This is a genomic window from Acrocarpospora catenulata (genome assembly GCF_018476525.1).
GTDB classification, from domain to species: Bacteria; Actinomycetota; Actinomycetes; order Streptosporangiales; family Streptosporangiaceae; genus Acrocarpospora; species Acrocarpospora catenulata.
Genome location: NZ_JAHCST010000002.1, coordinates 293,374 through 311,798 on the forward strand (window position 1 = coordinate 293,374; position 18,425 = coordinate 311,798).

Annotated in this window: 9 protein-coding genes; 5 read left to right on the forward strand and 4 right to left on the reverse strand. The window is 68.6% G+C overall.

Annotated features, from left to right (window positions below):
- Positions 1-235: 235 nt before the first annotated feature.
- Both KIP79_RS03100 and KIP79_RS03105 read left to right on the forward strand, forming a co-directional pair.
- Complete coding sequence (locus KIP79_RS03100; protein ID WP_214103125.1) at positions 236-1,288, forward strand: DegT/DnrJ/EryC1/StrS family aminotransferase; 1,053 nt, start codon at positions 236-238, stop codon at positions 1,286-1,288.
- Between the two features lie 112 nt (positions 1,289-1,400).
- On the forward strand, positions 1,401-2,636 hold the full coding sequence (locus KIP79_RS03105) for a glycosyltransferase (RefSeq protein WP_214103126.1): 1,236 nt from the start codon (positions 1,401-1,403) through the stop codon (positions 2,634-2,636).
- Between the two features lie 36 nt (positions 2,637-2,672).
- On the opposite strand, the gene rfbB is transcribed toward KIP79_RS03105, so the two are convergent.
- Entirely contained in the window at positions 2,673-3,662 is a 990-nt protein-coding gene (gene rfbB / locus KIP79_RS03110) for a dTDP-glucose 4,6-dehydratase (RefSeq protein WP_308169537.1), read from the reverse strand.
- A gap of 236 nt (positions 3,663-3,898) precedes the next feature.
- Between rfbB and KIP79_RS03115 the strand changes: the two genes are divergently transcribed.
- Positions 3,899-5,128: a class I SAM-dependent methyltransferase gene (locus KIP79_RS03115; RefSeq protein ID WP_214103128.1), complete on the forward strand. Its 1,230-nt coding sequence runs from the start codon at positions 3,899-3,901 to the stop codon at positions 5,126-5,128.
- Positions 5,129-5,236: 108 nt separating this feature from the next.
- Here KIP79_RS03115 and KIP79_RS03120 read toward each other — a convergent pair whose 3' ends face one another.
- On the reverse strand, positions 5,237-5,989 hold the full coding sequence (locus KIP79_RS03120) for a thioesterase II family protein (protein WP_214103129.1): 753 nt from the start codon (positions 5,987-5,989) through the stop codon (positions 5,237-5,239).
- Positions 5,990-6,150: 161 nt separating this feature from the next.
- On the opposite strand from KIP79_RS03120, the gene KIP79_RS03125 reads away from it, so the two are divergent.
- Complete coding sequence (locus KIP79_RS03125) at positions 6,151-7,107, forward strand: ATP-binding cassette domain-containing protein (RefSeq protein WP_214103130.1); 957 nt, start codon at positions 6,151-6,153, stop codon at positions 7,105-7,107.
- A gap of 27 nt (positions 7,108-7,134) precedes the next feature.
- On the forward strand, positions 7,135-7,902 hold the full coding sequence (locus KIP79_RS03130) for an ABC transporter permease (protein WP_214103131.1): 768 nt from the start codon (positions 7,135-7,137) through the stop codon (positions 7,900-7,902).
- A 47-nt stretch (positions 7,903-7,949) separates the two neighbouring features.
- On the opposite strand, the gene KIP79_RS03135 is transcribed toward KIP79_RS03130, so the two are convergent.
- Positions 7,950-8,927 (reverse strand): enoyl-CoA hydratase/isomerase family protein, encoded by a 978-nt coding sequence (locus KIP79_RS03135; protein ID WP_214103132.1) that lies wholly within the window; start codon positions 8,925-8,927, stop codon positions 7,950-7,952.
- A 76-nt stretch (positions 8,928-9,003) separates the two neighbouring features.
- The gene (locus KIP79_RS03140; RefSeq protein ID WP_308169538.1) at positions 9,004-18,411 is read right to left on the reverse strand and encodes a type I polyketide synthase; all 9,408 of its coding nucleotides are present in this window, start codon (positions 18,409-18,411) and stop codon (positions 9,004-9,006) included.
- Between the last annotated feature and the right edge of the window lie 14 nt (positions 18,412-18,425).

Genomic DNA, 18,425 nt, shown 5'->3' on the forward strand with positions numbered 1-18,425 from the left:
CACTAGTTGTGGTACCGCACGCGAAGAGGCAGTGACCTGGATCGACGCGGTTCCGCTCCGCGCGGTACCGGATTCCTAGTGATTTCACGAGTGCCGCCCGGGTTCTTCTGTACGTGACCCGGCATGTCTTCGGTGAGTCCCGTGTCGCGGAGCGGCGGGGAAGACGGGACTTTCCGAACGTCTCCCTGTCGCCCCGTGCCGGCGAGCCGGGCCGGCTGATGAGTGAGGGAAATCGATGGCGTTCAAATATCAGGTGTCAAAGCCGTACCTCACCGGACGGGAACTCGAGTACATCACCGAGGCCGTCAACTCCGGCTGGATCTCCTCGCAGGGCCCCTTCGTCGGGCGCTTCGAGGAAGAGTTCGCCCAGTACAACGGCTTCGCTCACGGCGTGGCGTGCTCCTCGGGCACGACCGCGCTCACCCTCGCGCTGCGCGCGCTGGGGGTCGGTCCCGGCGACGAGGTCCTGGTGCCGGAGTTCACCATGGTCGCCTCGGCGTGGGCGGTCAGCTACACGGGCGCGGTGCCGGTGTTCGTCGACTGCGCCGACGACCTCAACATCGACGTCTCGCTGATCGAGGAGAAGATCACTCCACGTACCAAGGTCATCATGCCGGTGCACGTCTACGGCCGGCGATGCGACATGGACGCGATCATGAACGTGGCGTACGAGTACAACCTGCGGGTGGTGGAGGACTCGGCCGAGGCGATGGGCGTGCGCCCGGTGGGCGACGTGGCATGCTTCTCCCTGTTCGCCAACAAGATCATTACGGCCGGCGAGGGGGGTGTCTGCGTCACCAACAGCGAGCATCTGGCCCGGCAGATGGCCCACCTGCGCGGCATGGCCTTCAGCAAGGAGCACAACTTCATCCACAAGAAGCTGGCCTACAACTTCCGCATGACCAACATGCAGGCCGCGGTCGCCCTGGCCCAGCTGGAGCGGGTCGAGGAGATCCTCGCCATCCGCAAACGGATCGAAAGCCACTACGACAGCGGACTCGAGGGCATCGACGGGGTCACCCTCATGCCGCCCCGCGACGTGCTGTGGATGTACGACCTGCGGGTGGAGCGGCGGGAGGAACTGCGGGAGTTCCTCGCGAACGCGGGGATCGAGACCCGGCTGTTCTTCCAGCCGATGAGCCGCCAGCCGATGTACCTCGACCCCGACTGGCCGTCGCTGAACGCCGCCCGCTTCGCGGCCGACGGTCTCTATCTGCCCACCGACCCCGGGCTGTCCGAGTCGGACCAGGACTTCGTGATCGGCAAGATCCGCGAGTTCTACCGGTAGGGGTCGGATCCGCCACGTACGCCACTTCGGCAGTAGATCCAGGAAGGCAATCGCGAGTGAAAGCAACTCCGGCCGTCGCTGTTGCGGCCCTTGACCGTCCGGCTTGGATACGATGCGTGCTCTCGTAGTAACCGTCGGCTCGCAAGGGGATCTTCAGCCTTTTCTCGCCCTTGGACAGCGTCTGCTCGCGGAGGGCCACGACGTCATGTTCTCGGCCTCCGACAGTTACGCGGCGCACGCCGAAGCCGTCGGCGTGCCTTTCGCCGGCCGGCCGACTCCGGACGAGGCGGAAGTCGAGGAGTACTACACCCGCATGGCCGAGACGAAGGACAAGCTGCGGCAACTGACGCTCACGGTTGAAGTGCTGGCGCGGGAACAGCGTGCCGCGGTGCCGGAGCTGATGGCGCTGGCAGGTGAGGCCGACGTCGTCATCCATCCACCGCTGGCCGTCGCCGCGGCCGCCGCGGCGCGCGCGGTCGGCACGCCCCACGTGAGCGTGCACCACGCCTGGCCGCTGCGCCGAGCGCGCGGGTACGGCCCGACCAATATCGATTTCGGGCCCATCGGCAACGCCCTCGCCTGGTCGATCACCGGCTTGGGGGTCAGGCACGCGACCGACAGGTCACTCAACCCCGTCGTCACCACGGCCGGCCTTCCGCCCTGGCGCGACATCATCTTCGACGCGAGCCATTCGCCCCTGCTCAACCTCATCGCCACCAGCCCGCACACCCTCCCGCGCGATCCGCTCTTCGGCCCCACCTACCGCACCACGGGATACTGGTTCCTCGACGAACCGGAGTACGTGCCCCCAGACGACCTTGCGGCGTTCGTAGCCGACGAGCCGCCGGTCGTGATCGGCTTTGGCTCCAACAACGGGTTCGACTCCGACACGGTCACCGAGCAGCTACTCGAGGCGGTTCGCGGCCTGGGCCGCCGCGTCGTCCTGCAATCCGGCTGGGCGGGAATCGGAGCAGAGGAACTGCCGCCCAACATATTCTTGGCGGACTTCGTCCCGCACGGGTGGCTCTACGCCCGCGCCGCGTGCGTCGTCCATCACGGGGGGCCCGGCACGGCCGCGGCGGCGTTCCGGGCTGGTATCCCGCAGGCGGCCGTGTGGCTCCAGGGTGATCAGCTCCAGTGGGGAAGAAGGCTCGCACAACTCGGTGTCGGACCTCCGTCGCGTAACCACCACGCTCTCAACGCCCGCTGGTTGCGAGACACGCTCGATCGCCTGCTCACCGACAGCGGTATGGCCACCCGCGCTCGGGCGCTCGGTGCCGCGATCCGCGAAGAAGACGGGACGGGTGTGGCGGTTCGCGCGATCGAGGAGGTATTCGCGGCCAGGTAGAAGTGGCGCCGGCGCAGAAAGCAGCCGGCGCTCTGGTCACATCGCACACACGTCAATGGATTCCCACCAGGATCGGTTCTCCCGGTACCAGGTGAAGACATCCTCAAGGCCTTCCCTGAAATCGATCACGGGTTCGAACCCGATCTCCTCGGCGATCTTCCTGTGGTCGAGCGAGTACCGGGGGTCCTGAGCCGGCCGGTCCGGCACATTGCGGACGCAGTCCCAGTCGGCCCCGGCCAGTTCGAGCAGCAGGCCGGTCAGCTCAAGGTTGGTGAGCTCCATCCCGCCGCCGATGTTGTAGATCTCGCCGGCGCGGCCCTTGTCGAAGACCAGGGAAACGCCGCGGCAGTGGTCGTCGACGTGCAGCCATTCGCGGATGGCGCTGCCATCGCCGTGCAGTGGGAGGTCACGCCCCTGGAGCAGGCGGGTGACGAAGCGGGGGATGATCTTCTCAGGATGCTGCCGGGGTCCATAGTTGTTGGAGCATCGGGTGATCGACAAGTCCAGGCCGTGCAGGCGCCAGTGCGCTCGGGCGAGGCAGTCGCCGGCCGCCTTCGACGCCGAGTAGATGTTGTTGGGCTCGACCGGAAACTGTTCCGTCCATGATCCGTGCTCGATCGAGCCGTACACCTCGTCGGTGGACACGTGCACGACGCGCTGAACTCCAGTCTTCCTGCACTGTTCGAGCAGGCGGTGGGTTCCCATCACGTTGGCCCACACGAACGGTTCCGCGTCGTCCGACGCCCTGTCGACGTGTGACTCGGCGGCGAAATGTACGACTCCGTCGTGTCCGGGCAGGAGATCGGCCAGCAGTTGCCGGTCGCAGACGTCGCCTTGTACGAAGGTCAACTTCGGATGTGCCTCGGGCAGGTTGTCCCTCCGGCCGGCATAGGTCAACTTGTCCAGAACGGTGATCCGGGTGTCCTCGTGTCCGGGGTATCGACCGTCCAACATCGACCGTACGAAATGGGATCCGATGAACCCAGCTCCGCCAGTAACCAGGATTCGCATCTGATACTCCTTCATCCGCGTTACCTGCCTCGCCCCTGGCGACAACTTGGACGGAAACACGGTGTCGGCGAATGTGACTCCCCCAGATCGAGGGGCCTCGTTCACGCGATTGTGCCTCAGCCGATCAGGTATTTCCCTTAGTGTTCGCGGCCGTAAGCTCCCACCGCCGGTTACTCAAAGGCTTGTCGTGAGCTGCCGAAATGTCTTCGGCAACGGCGGCCGGACACGACGGGCGGAGGGAGAGAACGCTGATGGACACCACCAGCCGGTGTTTGGTGTGCGGGACCGACAGTCTGGAAGGGGTGGTCTCGCTCACCCCGACTCCGCCCGCCAACGCCATCGCGTCCACAGCAGAGGCGGCCCGGGCTCAGGAACGGTACCCGTTGGACCTCGTGCGCTGCGCCATGTGCGGCCTGGTCCAGCTGGTGGACGTCGTGCCCCGATCGGTGCTGTTCGCCGACTACCGGTACGCCACCGGCGCCGCTCCCGCCCTCGTCGAACACTGCCGCGCGCTGGCCACCCGGGTCACGGACCGACTGGGGCTGGACGCCGGGGCGAAGGTGCTCGAAATCGGCTCGAACGACGGCACGCAACTGAGCTTCTTCGCCGAGCGCGGCATGACGGTGCTCGGTGTCGACCCGGCGGTCGAGCTGGGGACCTACGCGCAGAAGCACGGAGTGCCGACGCTGACCACGCATTTCGGCGTGGAGACGGTCGAGAAGATACTGAGTGACATCGGGCCCGTTGACGCGGTGCTGGGCAGCAACGTGCTCGCCCACGTCAACGACGTGAACGGAGTCCTGCGCGCGATCCGCCTGCTCCTCAAGCCGGGCGGCCGTGCCGTCATCGAGGTCGCGCACGTCCTGCCGATGGTCCAGCACGGTATCTTCGAGTTCGTCTACCACGAACACCTGTCGTACTTCTCCCTGCACGTGCTGGCACAGGCGGCCGCGGCGAACGGCCTCGCGGTGTTCGACGCCGAGCTCATCCCGGCCCAGGGAGGCTCGTTGCGGTGCTGGATAGGCCGCGATGACGAAGCCCGCCCCTCATCGATCGAACTCGACCGGATCCTGCGGGCCGAGGTCGACGCGGGCGTGCCCGACGGCAGTTTTCTCGACGGCTTCGCGGACCGCGTCAACCGGGTCTGCACGACCCTCAACGACGTGCTGGCCGGTCTGTCGAAGGTCGGTGGGCGGATCTGCGGGTACGGCGCGTCGGCGCGGGCCGTCACCCTGCTCTCCCAGGCCGGAGTGGGCGGTCAGATCGCGTGGATCGTCGACGACAACCCGCGCAAGGTGGGCAAGTTCACGCCGGGCGACGGTATCCCCATCGTGAGCTCCGAGCGACTGACCGCGGAGGCGGCCGACTACTGTGTGCTGTTCGCCTGGAACTTCGAGGCCAGCATCCGCGCCCGGTCCGCGGCGTTCACGGCCGGCGGCGGCGCGTTCGTCGTGCCGTTCCCGGAGCTGGCCATCAGGTGAGGTGACGGACGTGGCGCGGCACGTCGGCGTCCGCCTGGTGGCAGGCGATGCCCGTGACCGCGCCCGAATCCGGGGAACGGTGCCGCCGGCGGCAGGACCGGTCGCTCGCTACGCCCCGAGTGCCTGAGCGATCTCTTCGTTCACCGCCTGCTGATGCCGGGTGAGGAAGAAGTGTCCGCCGGAGAACACCCTGATGCGGAAGTCCCCTTCGGTGTGCCGACGCCAGGCATGCGCCTCCTCGACCGTCGTCTTCGAGTCGGCGTCTCCGGTCAGCACAGTGATCGAGCTGCGCAGGCGCTGCTCCGGATCGCCGTGGTAGGTCTCGATCGCCCGATAGTCGCCCCGAAGCGCGGGCAAGGACATCCGGAGGATCTCCTCGTCGCCGAGCACCCCGGCGTCCGTACCGTTCAGCAGCTTGAGCTCGGCGATGATGCCGTCGTCGTCGCGCCGGTGGACCGACTCGTCCCGGTGGGTGGCCGGCCCGCGGCGTCCCGAGGCGATCAACGTGTGCGGCGCGTTGACGCCCTTGCGCTCAAGCCGGAAGGCCACCTCGTAGCCGATCACCGACCCCATGCTGTGACCGAAGAAGACCGTCGGCTTCTCCGACAGCGTGAGCAGTTCGTCGACGATCCGATCCGCTAGGGTGCCGATGTCCGTGATGCACGGCTCCCGCAGCCGATCCTGCCGCCCGGGGTACTGGATGGCCACCACATCGGTGTCCGGTGAGAACCTGGCCGAGGTCGGCAGGAAGAAGCTGGCCGATCCGCCCGCGTGCGGGAAGCACACCAGACGCCTACCCGCCCGCGCCGCCGGGTGATAGCGACGGATCCATGCGGTGCTGACGTCGTCTGCGGTACTCACGATCTGTCGGTCCCTTCATCGCGCCCAATTCCGTTCCGACCAGTGAACCCCGGCAACGACTCGCAAAATTACTACTTCTCCTTGCACTAGAAAACTCCGATGATTTCCCGGTTTTTCGGCGTCTACTGTCCTGCTAACCATGTGCGGCAAGAGGGGTTTCAATGATCACGACCCATGGGCTGGCACGCAGTTTCCACGTGGACGGTCGGCGGATCGACGCGGTCAAGGGTGTCGACATCGACGTGTCGGCGGGTATGGGCGTCACGTTGCTGGGCCCCAACGGAGCGGGTAAGACCACGTCCTTCCGCATGCTCACGACGCTCCTGCGGCCGACCGCCGGCGCCGCCACCGTGGCCGGCCGCGATCTGCTGACCGACCCGACGGGCGTGCGCAGACGCATCGGTTACGTCGCGCAGGGCGGTGGCACCTGCGGCGAGCACACGGTTCGCGAGGAGCTGGAGACGCAAGGCCAGCTGTACGGCCTGTCGAGGGCCAAGGCGCGGCTCCGCAGCGGGGAGGTGGCGGAACAGCTTGAGCTGAACGGTCTGGAGAATCGGCTGGTCAAAACGCTGTCAGGTGGACAGCGCCGCCGTCTGGACGTCGCTCTCGGGCTGGTTCACTCGCCGCTTGTCGTGTTCCTCGACGAGCCGACAGCCGGGCTGGACCCGCAGAGCAGGGCGGCCCTGTGGAAGCGCGTGCACATGTTGCGCGCCGAGCTGGGCACCACCGTGTTCGTCACGACCCACTACCTGGAGGAGGCCGATGACTTCTCCGACCAGGTGCTCATCATCGACCACGGGAAAATCATCGCCGAAGGTACTCCCGAGGCCCTCAAGGCGAAAGTGGCCGGGCACCGGGTCGAGGTCACGGTGCCGATAGAGATGGTCCAGACCACGGCTGCCATCGCGGCCCGGCACCCCCAATCGACCCGACCGTCGATCATTGGAAACACCGTGCGGTTTCAGGTGCCGATGGGAGACGCCATGATCCCCCACATGATCCGCGCCCTGGATTACGCGAACATCCCCACGCTCTCGATCCAGGTCGTGCAGCCGACCCTTGACGACATATTCCTCCTTCTGACCGGCCGGAGCATCCGTGAGAACCCCAGCACCTGAACGTCCAACCCCGACAGGATGTGACCCATGCTTCGCGACGCAGCGCTGATCTTCCGGGGCGAGCTGATCCTGACGCGTCGGTCCTGGGCACCCATGGCGCTTTCGATCGCCCAACCCCTGACCTGGCTGCTGCTCTTCACCCCGCTGATGGTCGGACTCATGAAGGAGACGCCAGACTCCCCGACCGGGGGCGCCTGGATGGTCATGACACCCGCCCTCACGATCTATCTGGTGCTCATGAACAGCGCGTTCACCGGATACAAGCTCCTGGGGGACCTGAGCAACGGGGTGCTTGAGCGCATGCGGGTCACTCCGGCCAGCCGCACGGCGCTCCTGCTCGGCTATGCCATGATGACCGTGGTCCAGACAGTGATCCAGAGCATGATGGTGTTCCTGCTGGCCTGGGCACTCTTCCATCTCCCCATTACTTTCGCCGGCACAGTGCTGACCCTGGGCGTCGGGGCCCTGCTCACCTTCACGCTCACCGCATGTTCGATCACCCTGGCGCTGGTGGCGAAGAGCGAACCGATCTTCACCGCGATCATCAGCACCGGCCTGCTGCCCCTGACACTCCTGTCGGGCATTCTGATGCCGATAACACCCGGGCTGGCACCTCAATGGCTCTACATTCTGTCGCGATGCAATCCGCTGACCTGGATCGCCGATCTCACCAGGGCGACCTTCACCGGCAACTACGCGTTTGAGCCGGTAGTCATCGGCGGCGGCATACTCCTGGCGATAACCGTGATGTCACTCTGGTGGGGCACCCGGACCTTCAATCGCGAGATCCTCTGACCTCGGGCCGGTCGATGCGACAAGCACCGACCGGCCGACCGGTCATCTCAGCGGGGAAGGCGCCGATCAGTGACGTTCATGTCGAGCGCGGTGCCCTCGATCCAGGGTTCGGGCTGGGTCAGGAACACCGAATCGCCGTCGGTGCCCTCCTGCATCTGCACCCAGCGCCGCATGGCGGCCTGGGTGGTCGGTGACGTGAAGTTCATCAATGCGGCGGTGGCCTCTTGGTTGAGACTGGCCCGAGCCGAGATGGAATGGGCGTCGTTGAAGATCCGCTTCTGCTGGGCCACCACCTTCCGCGGCCGGCCGGCGTAGCGTTCCGCCATCCGCTGGACCGTGTCCAGCAGGTCCTCGGCCGGCACCACCCGGTTCACCAGACCCAGTTCCAGGGCCTCCTGCGGTGAATAGAAGCGCGCTTCGAGCATCATCTCCAAAGCTCGGGACGGCCCGACGAGGTGGGCGAGCCGTTGCCCGCCCAAGGCGGTGTTCAACCCCACCGACAGTTCGGGCAGGCCAAAGCCGGCATCACGATCAGCCGACACGCGCATGTCGAAGAAGACCGACAGCTCCAGGCCACCGCCGCCGCACGGCCCGTTCACCGCGGCGATCCACACCGCCGGGGAATACATCAGCCGCAGCGCCATCTGATGGAACTGGGTTATCGAGAGCAGTCCACCCAGCGAGGAACGGGCGATCAGACGTTCACCCGCCCATCCCGTCATGGCCCGCACGCTCCGGAACAGGTGCTGAGCGACCGCATGGGAGATCTCCGGCGCGCCATCCGCGTGCGCGGAGATGCGGGCGACGTCGGCGTGCGTGATGAACCGGCCGGGCCGCGCACCGGTGACGATGACCGCGCCGACCGAATCGTCGTGCTCCACCGCCTCGACGAGCCGGATGAAGTCCCGCTGCATCGTCGTGGTCATGTAGTTGAAGGGCGGGTCGTCCACCCGCGCCGTCAGCACCCGGCCCGACTGCTCCAGCCGCAACGTGGACAGTTCGAGACCCGCCGCACCGCCATCCACCGGCTGGGGATCCGTCTGTTCTCCGCTGGGCGTAGTTGCACGATCCATTGGTCTGAGAAACCTTCCTGGCGAACCTTCAGTGTTCCAAGCAGGACCAGCCGTCGATCAGGCGGGCCGTGTCCGCCGCCTTCTCGGCGAGCATCGAGAAGTGGTTCGCCTCGATCGTCCGTACGGCATGCGACGGGTCGAACGGTGTCGCCCGCCAGTAATCCGATTCAGGTTCGACGTCAGAGAACGGCTCCGTGCACTGCACGAACAGCACGGGCGCGTTCACGTTCGCCAGTTCGATGTCGTGCATGATGGCCGACCAGTGCGCCATGGCGGACAGTCGCGCGCTGTTGAACTCGCCGAAAACCGTCTCCATCTGCAGGAGGTACTGCAGCACCTGCTCGGACAGCAGCTGCGAATCGCCACCTGCCGGGGAATGGAAGGAGTCCAGCATCACCACCCCCGCCGGGGGGATCCCCGACTTCTCCAGGAGACTGGCCGCGCCGTAAGCGAGAACGCCGCCGGCCGAATGACCGACGAGCACGAACGGTTCCCCCTCACTGGCCTGTGCGACGCTTTCCGCGATGCTCCCGAGGGCGATGTCCATCGTGGCGGGCAGGCCCTCACCGAGCGCGTAGCCCAGCAGGGGAAGCGCCGAGACGCGTCTTTCCCCCCGGAAGTGCGCGGCGAACCGCGCATACTGGTGAACACCCCCGGTCACCGTGGAAGAACTCACGCAGATCAGGCGAGGCCGCGCCGCGCCGTTGGCCAGCGTCACCGGTCGGGGGATTTCCCGCAGGTCGACAGGTGCGTCGTACATGGGCCGGGTCCTGGCCACGGCGTAGAGCAGTCCGAACGCTTCCTGCGCTTTCCCGGAACGGAAAGCGCCGCGGAACAACTCGGCCAGGGTGTCGTCCACCTGGGCGGCCGCCGTCGCCTGGTCCACATTCATCCGGGTGGCGAGCTCATGGCGCAGCCAACGGGCGAGATCGGCGGAATTCTTGTTCTCGAACACCGCCACCGGCGGGAATTCCCAGCCAATCGCCTTGACCAGGGAGTTACGCAACTCGGTCGCGGTGAGCGAGTCGAGGCCCAGCTCGAAGAAATCACGTTCGAGATCGACGTCCGAGGAGTCGCCGTGGCCGAGAACGGCAGCCGCATGACGCCGCACCAGTTCCTCCAGCGCCTCGTGCTGCTGGGCTTCGTCAAGCCCGCGCAACCGCTCCCACAACGGGCCGGTCTCGTGTGTTGACGCGGACCGGCGAACACGCCGGGCCGGTCTCGCACCGCGGTCACCGCTGGAGGCGGCGGGGAACCGGTCGGCCGTGACCGGGCGTAGCACCAGCGAATCCACGGTCAGCACCGGCTCCCCTGCCGGGTCCACCGCCACCAGCGACACCTCGTCCGCGCCGGTCCGGGTCAACCGCACCCGCAACATCGACGCCCCAGACGCGTGCAGGCACACCCTGCCCCACGACGACGCCCTGTTGTCCGGCCCCCCGTCGCTGTCCGGCCCCCCGTCGAGGCCGAATGCGGCGGCATGCACCACCGCCTCCAGCAACGCCGGATGCACCCCGAACAAACCCGTTTCGCCGGCTTCTTCCGGCAACGCGACCTCGGCGAACGCCTCACCATCCTCGCCCCGCCACGCGGCCCGTAACCCCTGGAACGCCGGACCGTAATCGAAACCGTGCTCCGCCAGCCGGTCGTACACCTCGTCCAACTCGATCACAGCCATCCCCGCCGGCGGCCACGTCCCCACCTCCAGCCGCCCCGCGGCCCGGCCCTCGGGCGCCAGCACACCGGAGGCATGGCGCGTCCACGACTCGTCGTCAGCCGCCTCGGCAGACCGGACGTAGATGGTCACCGCACGCCGGCCCGCCTCATCCGGGCCACCCACCGCCACCTGCACCGCGACCGCGTCCGACTCACCCAGCACCAGCGGCGCGACGAGCGTCAGCTCCTCCACCACCTCGCAGCCGACCTGGTCACCCGCCCTGATCGCCAGCTCCACGAACCCGCTGCCCGGGAAGACCACTGTCCCGGCCACCGTGTGATCGGCCAGCCACGGATGCGACCTCACCGACAGGCGCCCGGTCAGCACCACCCCATCGGTACCGGCCAGACCCACCGCCGCACCGAGCAGCGGATGGAGCATCGCGGCCTGCCCCAGCGCCGCCACGTCACCCATACCGGAGTCGGCGTTCTCAGGCCAGTACCGCTGGTGCTGGAAGGCGTAGGTCGGCAGGTCGACCTGGCGACCGCCGGGCAGTACGGCCTGCCAGTCCACCGTCACGCCGCGCACGAACAGCTCGGCCGCCGAGACCAGCACCCGGTCCAGCCCGCCCTCGTCCCGGCGCAGCGTCCCGGTGATCACCGCGTCCACCGCGGCCTCGCCGACGCATTCGCCGATGCCGATCGTCAGTACCGGGTGCGGGCTCACCTCCACGAACACGCGGTGACGCTGCTCCAGCAGCTGCCCGATCGCGGGGGCGAAGTTGACCGTGCTGCGCAGGTTGTCACGCCAGTACGCCGCGTCGAGTTCCGATCCCTCCAGCCACTGGCCGGTCACCGTCGACAACATCGGCACCCGCACCGGCTGCGCCACCACCCCGGTCAGGACCCGGGCCAGTTCCGCACCGATCAGATCGACCTGGGCCGAGTGCGAGGCGTAGTCCACCGCGATCCGCCGGACCCGCACGTTCTCAGCGGCAAGGCGCTCGACCAGTTCCTCCACCGCGGCGACCTCACCGGCCACCACCACCGAACCGGGGCCGTTGACCGCCGCGACCGAGATCCGCCCGTCCCAGCCGGCCAGCCACTCACGGACCTGGTCGACCGGCAACGCCACCGACGCCATCGCCCCCAGCCCCGCCAGCCGGTCGGCGATCAGACGGCTGCGCAATGCCACCACCCGCGCGCCGTCCTCCAACGACAGACCACCCGCCACCACCGCAGCCGCGATCTCGCCCTGCGAGTGGCCGACCACGGCGTCCGGGCGCAGGCCGAGCGACTCCCACACCGCCGCCAGCGACACCATCACCGCGAACGACACCGGCTGGACCACATCCACCCGATCCAGCCCGGGAGCGCCCTCGATCTGACGGATCACGTCCAGTAGCGACCAGTCCACCAACGGCTCCAACGCCGCCGCGCACTCCTCCATCCGGCCCACGAAGACCGGCGACTCCTCAAGCAGGGCGGCACCCATGCCCGCCCACTGCGCCCCCTGACCCGGGAACACCCACACCGACTTCCCGACGACGTCGGCCACACCCGCGACCACCCGAGCAGCCGGCTCGTCGGCCTCGACCGCGGACAGGCCCGCCAGCAGTTCCTGACGGTCACGTCCGACCACCACCGCACGGTGCTCGAACACCGACCGCGACACCACCAGCGAGAACGCCGTATCGAGCAGCGCCACCTCACGACGGCCATCCACATGCGAGGCCAGCCGCCCGGCCTGCGCCCGCAACGCCTGACCCGTCTTGGCCGACACCACCACCGGCACCACACCACCAGCCGACGCCGGAACCTCCACCACCGGTCCGGCCGGAACCTCCGGCCCCTCCTCCAAGATCACATGCGCGTTGGTGCCGCTGATCCCGAAGGAGGAGACACCGGCCCGGCGCGGGTGACCGTTCCGCGGCCACTCGGCCGACTCGGTCAGCAGCTCCACCGCACCCGCCGACCAGTCCACATGCGAGGACGGCGCATCCACATGCAAGGTCTGGGGCAGCACCCCATGCCGCATCGCCAGCACCATCTTGATCACACCCGCCACACCGGAGGCGGCCTGCGTGTGACCGATGTTCGACTTGATCGCGCCCAGCATCAGCGGCCGATCCTCCGGCCGATCCTGCCCATAGGCCGCCAGCAGCGCCTGCGCCTCGATCGGATCACCCAGCGTGGTACCGGTGCCGTGCGCCTCCACCGCGTCCACCTCGGACGGCGACACTCCGGCATTGGCCAGCGCCTGCCGGATCACCCGCTGTTGAGAAGGACCGTTCGGCGCCGTCAACCCATTGGACGCGCCGTCCTGGTTGACCGCCGAACCACGCATGATCGCCAGCACCTGATGCCCGTTGCGCTGAGCGTCCGACAACCGCTCCAGCACCACCACACCCACACCCTCGGACCAGGTCGTGCCGTCGGCGGTGTCGGAGAACGCCTTGCACCGGCCGGTCGCCGACAGCCCGCCCGTCGCGCTGAAGCCGATGAACACCCCCGGGGTGGCCAGCACGGTCACACCACCGGCCAGCGCCAGATCGCACTCGCCCGAGCGCAGCGCCTGCGCCGCAAGATGCATCGCCACCAGCGACGACGAGCAGGACGTGTCCACCGTCACCGCCGGACCCTCCAACCCCAGCGTGTACGAAATCCGGCCGGTCACGACGCTTCCCGCGGTACCGGTGCTGACGAAAGCCATCACCTCCGGCTGGAGGCCGACGCTCATCACGTAGTCGTGGTGGATCAGCCCGGCGAACACACCGGTACTACTGCCGCGCAGTGAGACCGGGTCGATCCCGGCCCGCTCGATCGCCTCCCAGGACGTCTCCAGCAGCAACCGCTGCTGCGGATCCATCCCCAGCGCCTCACGCGGCGAAATACCGAAGAACCCCGGATCGAAGTCGGGCGCGTCAAAGAGGAACCCGCCCTGGAAGTCCAGCTCGCCCTGCGCCTGCCAGCCCCGGTCCCTGGGCACCGGCGAGATGGCGTCCCGGCCGTCGGCGACCAGCTGCCACAGATCTTCCGGAGAGCTCACTCCCCCCGGATAGCGGCAGGCCATCGACACGATCACGATCGGATCGTCCGCCACCGGCCCCACCGCCGACGGCGCCGCCACCTGCGCCTGCCCGCCCAGCAACTCCGCCAGCAGGTGGTCCGCCAGTACGGCCGGTGTCGGATAGTCGAAAACCATCGTGGCCGGCAGGTTCAAACCGGTCGCGGCCTGGAGCGCGTTGCGGAGCTCGACCGCGGTCAGCGAGTCGAATCCGAGGTCCTTGAAGGCCCGTCCGGTCTCGATCGCATCCGCGCCGGAATGCCGCAGCACCACGGCGACCTGCTCGCGGACCATGTCACGCAGGATCTGCGACCGCTCGCCCGCCGCCAGCTCACCCAGCCGTGCCCGCAGCGCGGCGGCCGCCGACTGCTCGTCCTCCCGGATGGCACGGCCCGCCTCGACCAGACTCCGCACTTCCGGCAGATCGCCGAGCAGAGCGCTCTCCCGCACGGCCGTGAACGTCGGGGCGAACCGCTCCCAGGCGATGTCCGCGACCGCGACGGCCGCGTCGCGGTGCGCGACCGCCCGCCACAACGCGGTGACGGCCACACCCGGCGTCATCACCCGCACGCCACGCCGGGAAAGGTAGTCCTGTGCCGCGCCGGCGGCCATGCCGTCCCCGGCCCAGGGGCCCCAGGCGACCGAGGTCGCCGCGGCCGCGCGCGCCCGCCGCTGTTCGGCGAGAGCGTCAAGACAGGCGTTGGCGGCGGCGTACGCGGCCTGGCCACCACTGCCCCACACTGCGGCGATCGAGGAGAACAGCACGAAGAAATCGAGCTCGCGGTCGCCCAGCAACGCGTCGAGGTTCAGCGCGCCGACGACCTTGGCCCGCATCACCTCGGCCAACTCGGCGGCATCCAGCCAGTCCAGACTGTTGGCCGGGCTGACACCGGCGGCATGGACCACCCCGGTCAGCGGGCACTCGGCCGGGATGTCGGCCAGCACCGCCGCGAGGGCGTCCGCATCGGCCACGTCGCACGCCACGACGGACACCCTGGCCCCCAACGCGGTCAGTTCCGCGCTCAGCTCGGCCGCTCCGTCGGCGTCCATGCCTCGCCTGCTGGTCAGCAGGAGATGTTCGGCGCCCTCGGCCGCCAGCCACCGGGCCACGTGAGCGCCGAGCGCTCCCGTGCCACCAGTGATCAAGACCGTGCCGTGTGGTTTGGGAGTGGTGTCGATCCCCCGGTACGGGGCGTGGGCGAGCCTGCGGCCATAGACGCCGGTCGAGCGGATCGCCAGCTGATCCTCGGAGTCGGGCAGGGTGAGGATGCCCGCCAGCCAGGTCACCACCCGCTGGTCCAGCGTCTGGGGAAGGTCGATGAGGCCGCCCCACCGGTGCGGGTACTCCAGCGCGGCCACCCGGCCAAGGCCCCAGACGCCCGCCTGAGCCGGGCTCGGAGCCGTATCGGATCGGCCGATCGAGACCGCGCCCTTCGTGAGGCACCACAACGGCACCTCGGCACCGGCATCACCAAGCGCCTGCAGCAGAGTCACCGTCAGCGCCGAAACCGCCGAGACATCCGCCGCCGCGGTCTCACGCAACGCCAGCAGCGACGCCACCCCGGCCGGCTCCACTCCGGAGTCGAGGAGCCCGCGCACCTGATCGGCGAGCGCGAACCGGTCCGGCGCGGACACCTCCAGCCGTACGGCCGCGGCCCCGAACATCTGGACCACGGACTCCACCCAGTCCTCGCCTGCCAGTTCCGCGGGCACCACAACCAGCCAGGAGCCCGGGACGGCAGCGCCCGAGACGCTGGTCAGCGGCTTCCAGATGACGCGGTACCGCCAGGAGTCCGCCACGGACGTCTCGCGCCGGGCTCGGCGCCAGGACGTCAACGCCGGCAACACCGCACCGAGCGTCTCCTGCTCCACATCCAGCCGCGCCGCCAGCGACTGAAGATCCTCCCGCTCAATGGTGGCCCAGAACTCCGCGTCCACCGGATCGGCCCCGGCGGCACTGTCGGCGGGGGCGCCGGCCTCGGGCCACAACCGCTCACGCTGAAAGGCGTAGGTGGGCAGGCCGACCCCGCGCCCGGGCGGGATCACCGTCTCCCAGCTCACCGGCACCCCGTGCACGTGCAGACGAGCCAGCGCCTCGGTGACGGCCTCGTGCTCATCCCGGCCCCTGCGCAGCACCGGCACCAGCACAACCTCTTCCAGGGCGGCGTGGCTCGCGACACCCGAGCCTGGGTCGGCCAACGTTTCTTGGGCCATGGCGGTCAGGACACCGCCGGGGCCCAGCTCCAGATAGGCCCGCACACCCTGTGCGTGCAGCGTACGGACGCCGTCGGCGAAGCGGACCGCGCCACGGACCTGGTCCACCCAGTAGTCCGGCGAGCACAACTGCTCGTCCGTGGCCGGCTCCCCGGTCAGGGTGGACACGATGGGGATCCGCAGCGGGCTGTAGGCCAATCCGCTCGCCAGCGTGCGGAAGTCTTCCAGCATCGGGTCCATCAGCGGCGAATGGAACGCATGCGACACCCGCAACCCCCGCGTCCTGATCCCCTGGGATTCCAGGACCGCGGCGACCTCAAGCACCGCCTCCTCGACACCGGAGATCACCACCGAGGCCGGGCCGTTGACGGCGGCGATCGACACCTCGGTCTCACGCCCGGCCAGCAGCCCGGCGACCTCCTCCTCCGAGGCCTGGACCGCCACCATCGCCCCGCCCGCGGGCAGCGCCTGCATGAACCGCGCCCGGCCCGCCACCAGCGCACACGCATCGCTCAGTGAAAGCACCCCGGCCATGTGCGCCGCCGCGAGTTCCCCGATCGAGTGCCCTGCCAGCACATCCGGCCGCACCCCCCACGATTCGACCAGCCGGAACAGCGCCGTCTCCAGCGCGAACAGCGCGGGCTGCGCCCACCCCGTCTGGTCCAGCAACTCCGCCTCGGCGAACATGACGTCGCGCAGCGGCCTGTCGAGCAGCGGGTCCAGCTCCGCGACCACCTCGTCCAAAGCCTTGGCGAACACCGGGAAACGGTCGTACAACTCCCGGCCCATCCCCGCCCGCTGACTGCCCTGGCCGGTGAACAGGAACGCGAGCCGGGGCTCCTCACCGGCCACCCCGCGCACCACATTCGCACCCGGTAGGTCCTCCGCAACCGCGCCCAGCCCGGCCAGCAGACCATCGCGGTCCCCGGCAAGCACCACCGCACGATGCTCGAACGCCGACCGCGTCGTAGCCAGCGAGAACGCGGTGTCGGTGAGCGCCACCTCGGGGTGGCCCTCCACATGCGAGGCCAGCTGTCCGGCCTGCGCCCGCAACGCCTGACCCGTCTTGGCCGACACCAGCACCGGCACCACACCCGGCGCCTGATCCTCGCCACGCGACTCCGCCGCAGGAGCCTCCGGCCCCTCCTCCAAGATCACATGTGCGTTGGTGCCGCTGATCCCGAACGATGACACCCCCGCCCGGCGCGGACGACCGGTCTCCGGCCACTCCACCGGCTTGGTCAGCAGCTCCACCGCACCCGCCGACCAGTCCACATGCGAAGACGGCGCATCCACATGCAAGGTCCTGGGCAGCACCCCATGCCGCATCGCCAGCACCATCTTGATCACACCCGCGACCCCGGCGGCCGCCTGCGTGTGACCGATGTTCGACTTGATCGCGCCCAGCAGCAGCGGACGATCCCCCGGCCGGTCCTTGCCATACGTGGCCAGCAGCGCCTGCGCCTCGATCGGATCGCCCAAGGCCGTACCGGTGCCATGCGCCTCCACCGCGTCCACCTCGGACGGCGACAAACCGGCGCTGACCAGCGCCTCCCGGATCACCCGACGCTGCGAAGGACCGTTCGGCGCGGTCAACCCGTTCGACGCGCCGTCCTGGTTGACCGCCGAACCACGCACGACCGCCAGCACCTGGTGCCCGTTACGGCGCGCGTCCGACAGCCGCTCCAGCACCAGCACGCCGACACCTTCCGACCAGATGGTGCCGTCCGCCGAGTCGGAGAACGCCTTGCAGCGACCGTCCGGCGCCAGCCCGCCCTGGACGCCGAAACCGATGAACGCCAACGGCGTCGTCATCACCGTGACACCGCCGGCCAGTGCCAGCGAGCATTCGCCCGTCCGCAGGGCCTGAGCCGCAAGGTGCAACGTCACCAGCGACGATGAGCAGGCGGTGTCCAACGTCACCGCCGGGCCCTCCAACCCCAGGGTGTACGAGAGACGGCCGGACAACACGCTGGCCGACAGACCGGTAAGGCCATGACCCTGCGTATCCGCTTGCGTACTCATGATCACATTGGCGTAGTCCTGGCCGTTGGTGCCGACGAACACGCCGGTGGAGCTGCCCTTCAGCGAGACCGGGTCGATCCCGGCGCGCTCGATCGCCTCCCAGACCGTCTCCAGCAGCACCCGCTGCTGCGGATCCATCGCCAGCGCCTCACGCGGCGAGATGCCGAAGAACCCGGCGTCGAACTCCGCCACATCAGGCAGGAACCCGCCCTGGCACCCAACGCCCAGCGCCGACAGCATCTCCGCATCCCAGCCCCGATCGGCTGGGAAGGGCGATATCGCGTCCTCACCTTCGGCCAGCAACCGCCACAAATCTTCAGGAGAGCCGACCCCGCCCGGATACCGGCACGCCATCGACACGATGGCGATCGGCTCATGCCTACCGGACTCCACCTCTTCGAGCCGCCGACGAGTCTCGTGCAGATCGGCGGTGACCCATTTCAGGTACTCGACGAGCTTTCGGTCTTCAGACATGAGCGTGGTCCTTC

Excerpts from the sequence above, each read along its gene's own strand:
- KIP79_RS03100 (WP_214103125.1), top strand. The coding sequence starts at position 236 with ATGGCGTTCAAATATCAGGTGTCAAAGCCGTACCTCACCGGACGGGAA.
- KIP79_RS03105 (WP_214103126.1), top strand. The coding sequence starts at position 1,401 with ATGCGTGCTCTCGTAGTAACCGTCGGCTCGCAAGGGGATCTTCAGCCT.
- rfbB (WP_308169537.1), bottom strand. The coding sequence starts at position 3,662 with ATGAAGGAGTATCAGATGCGAATCCTGGTTACTGGCGGAGCTGGGTTC.
- KIP79_RS03115 (WP_214103128.1), top strand. The coding sequence starts at position 3,899 with ATGGACACCACCAGCCGGTGTTTGGTGTGCGGGACCGACAGTCTGGAA.
- KIP79_RS03125 (WP_214103130.1), top strand. The coding sequence starts at position 6,151 with ATGATCACGACCCATGGGCTGGCACGCAGTTTCCACGTGGACGGTCGG.
- KIP79_RS03130 (WP_214103131.1), top strand. The coding sequence starts at position 7,135 with ATGCTTCGCGACGCAGCGCTGATCTTCCGGGGCGAGCTGATCCTGACG.
- KIP79_RS03140 (WP_308169538.1), bottom strand. The coding sequence starts at position 18,411 with ATGTCTGAAGACCGAAAGCTCGTCGAGTACCTGAAATGGGTCACCGCC.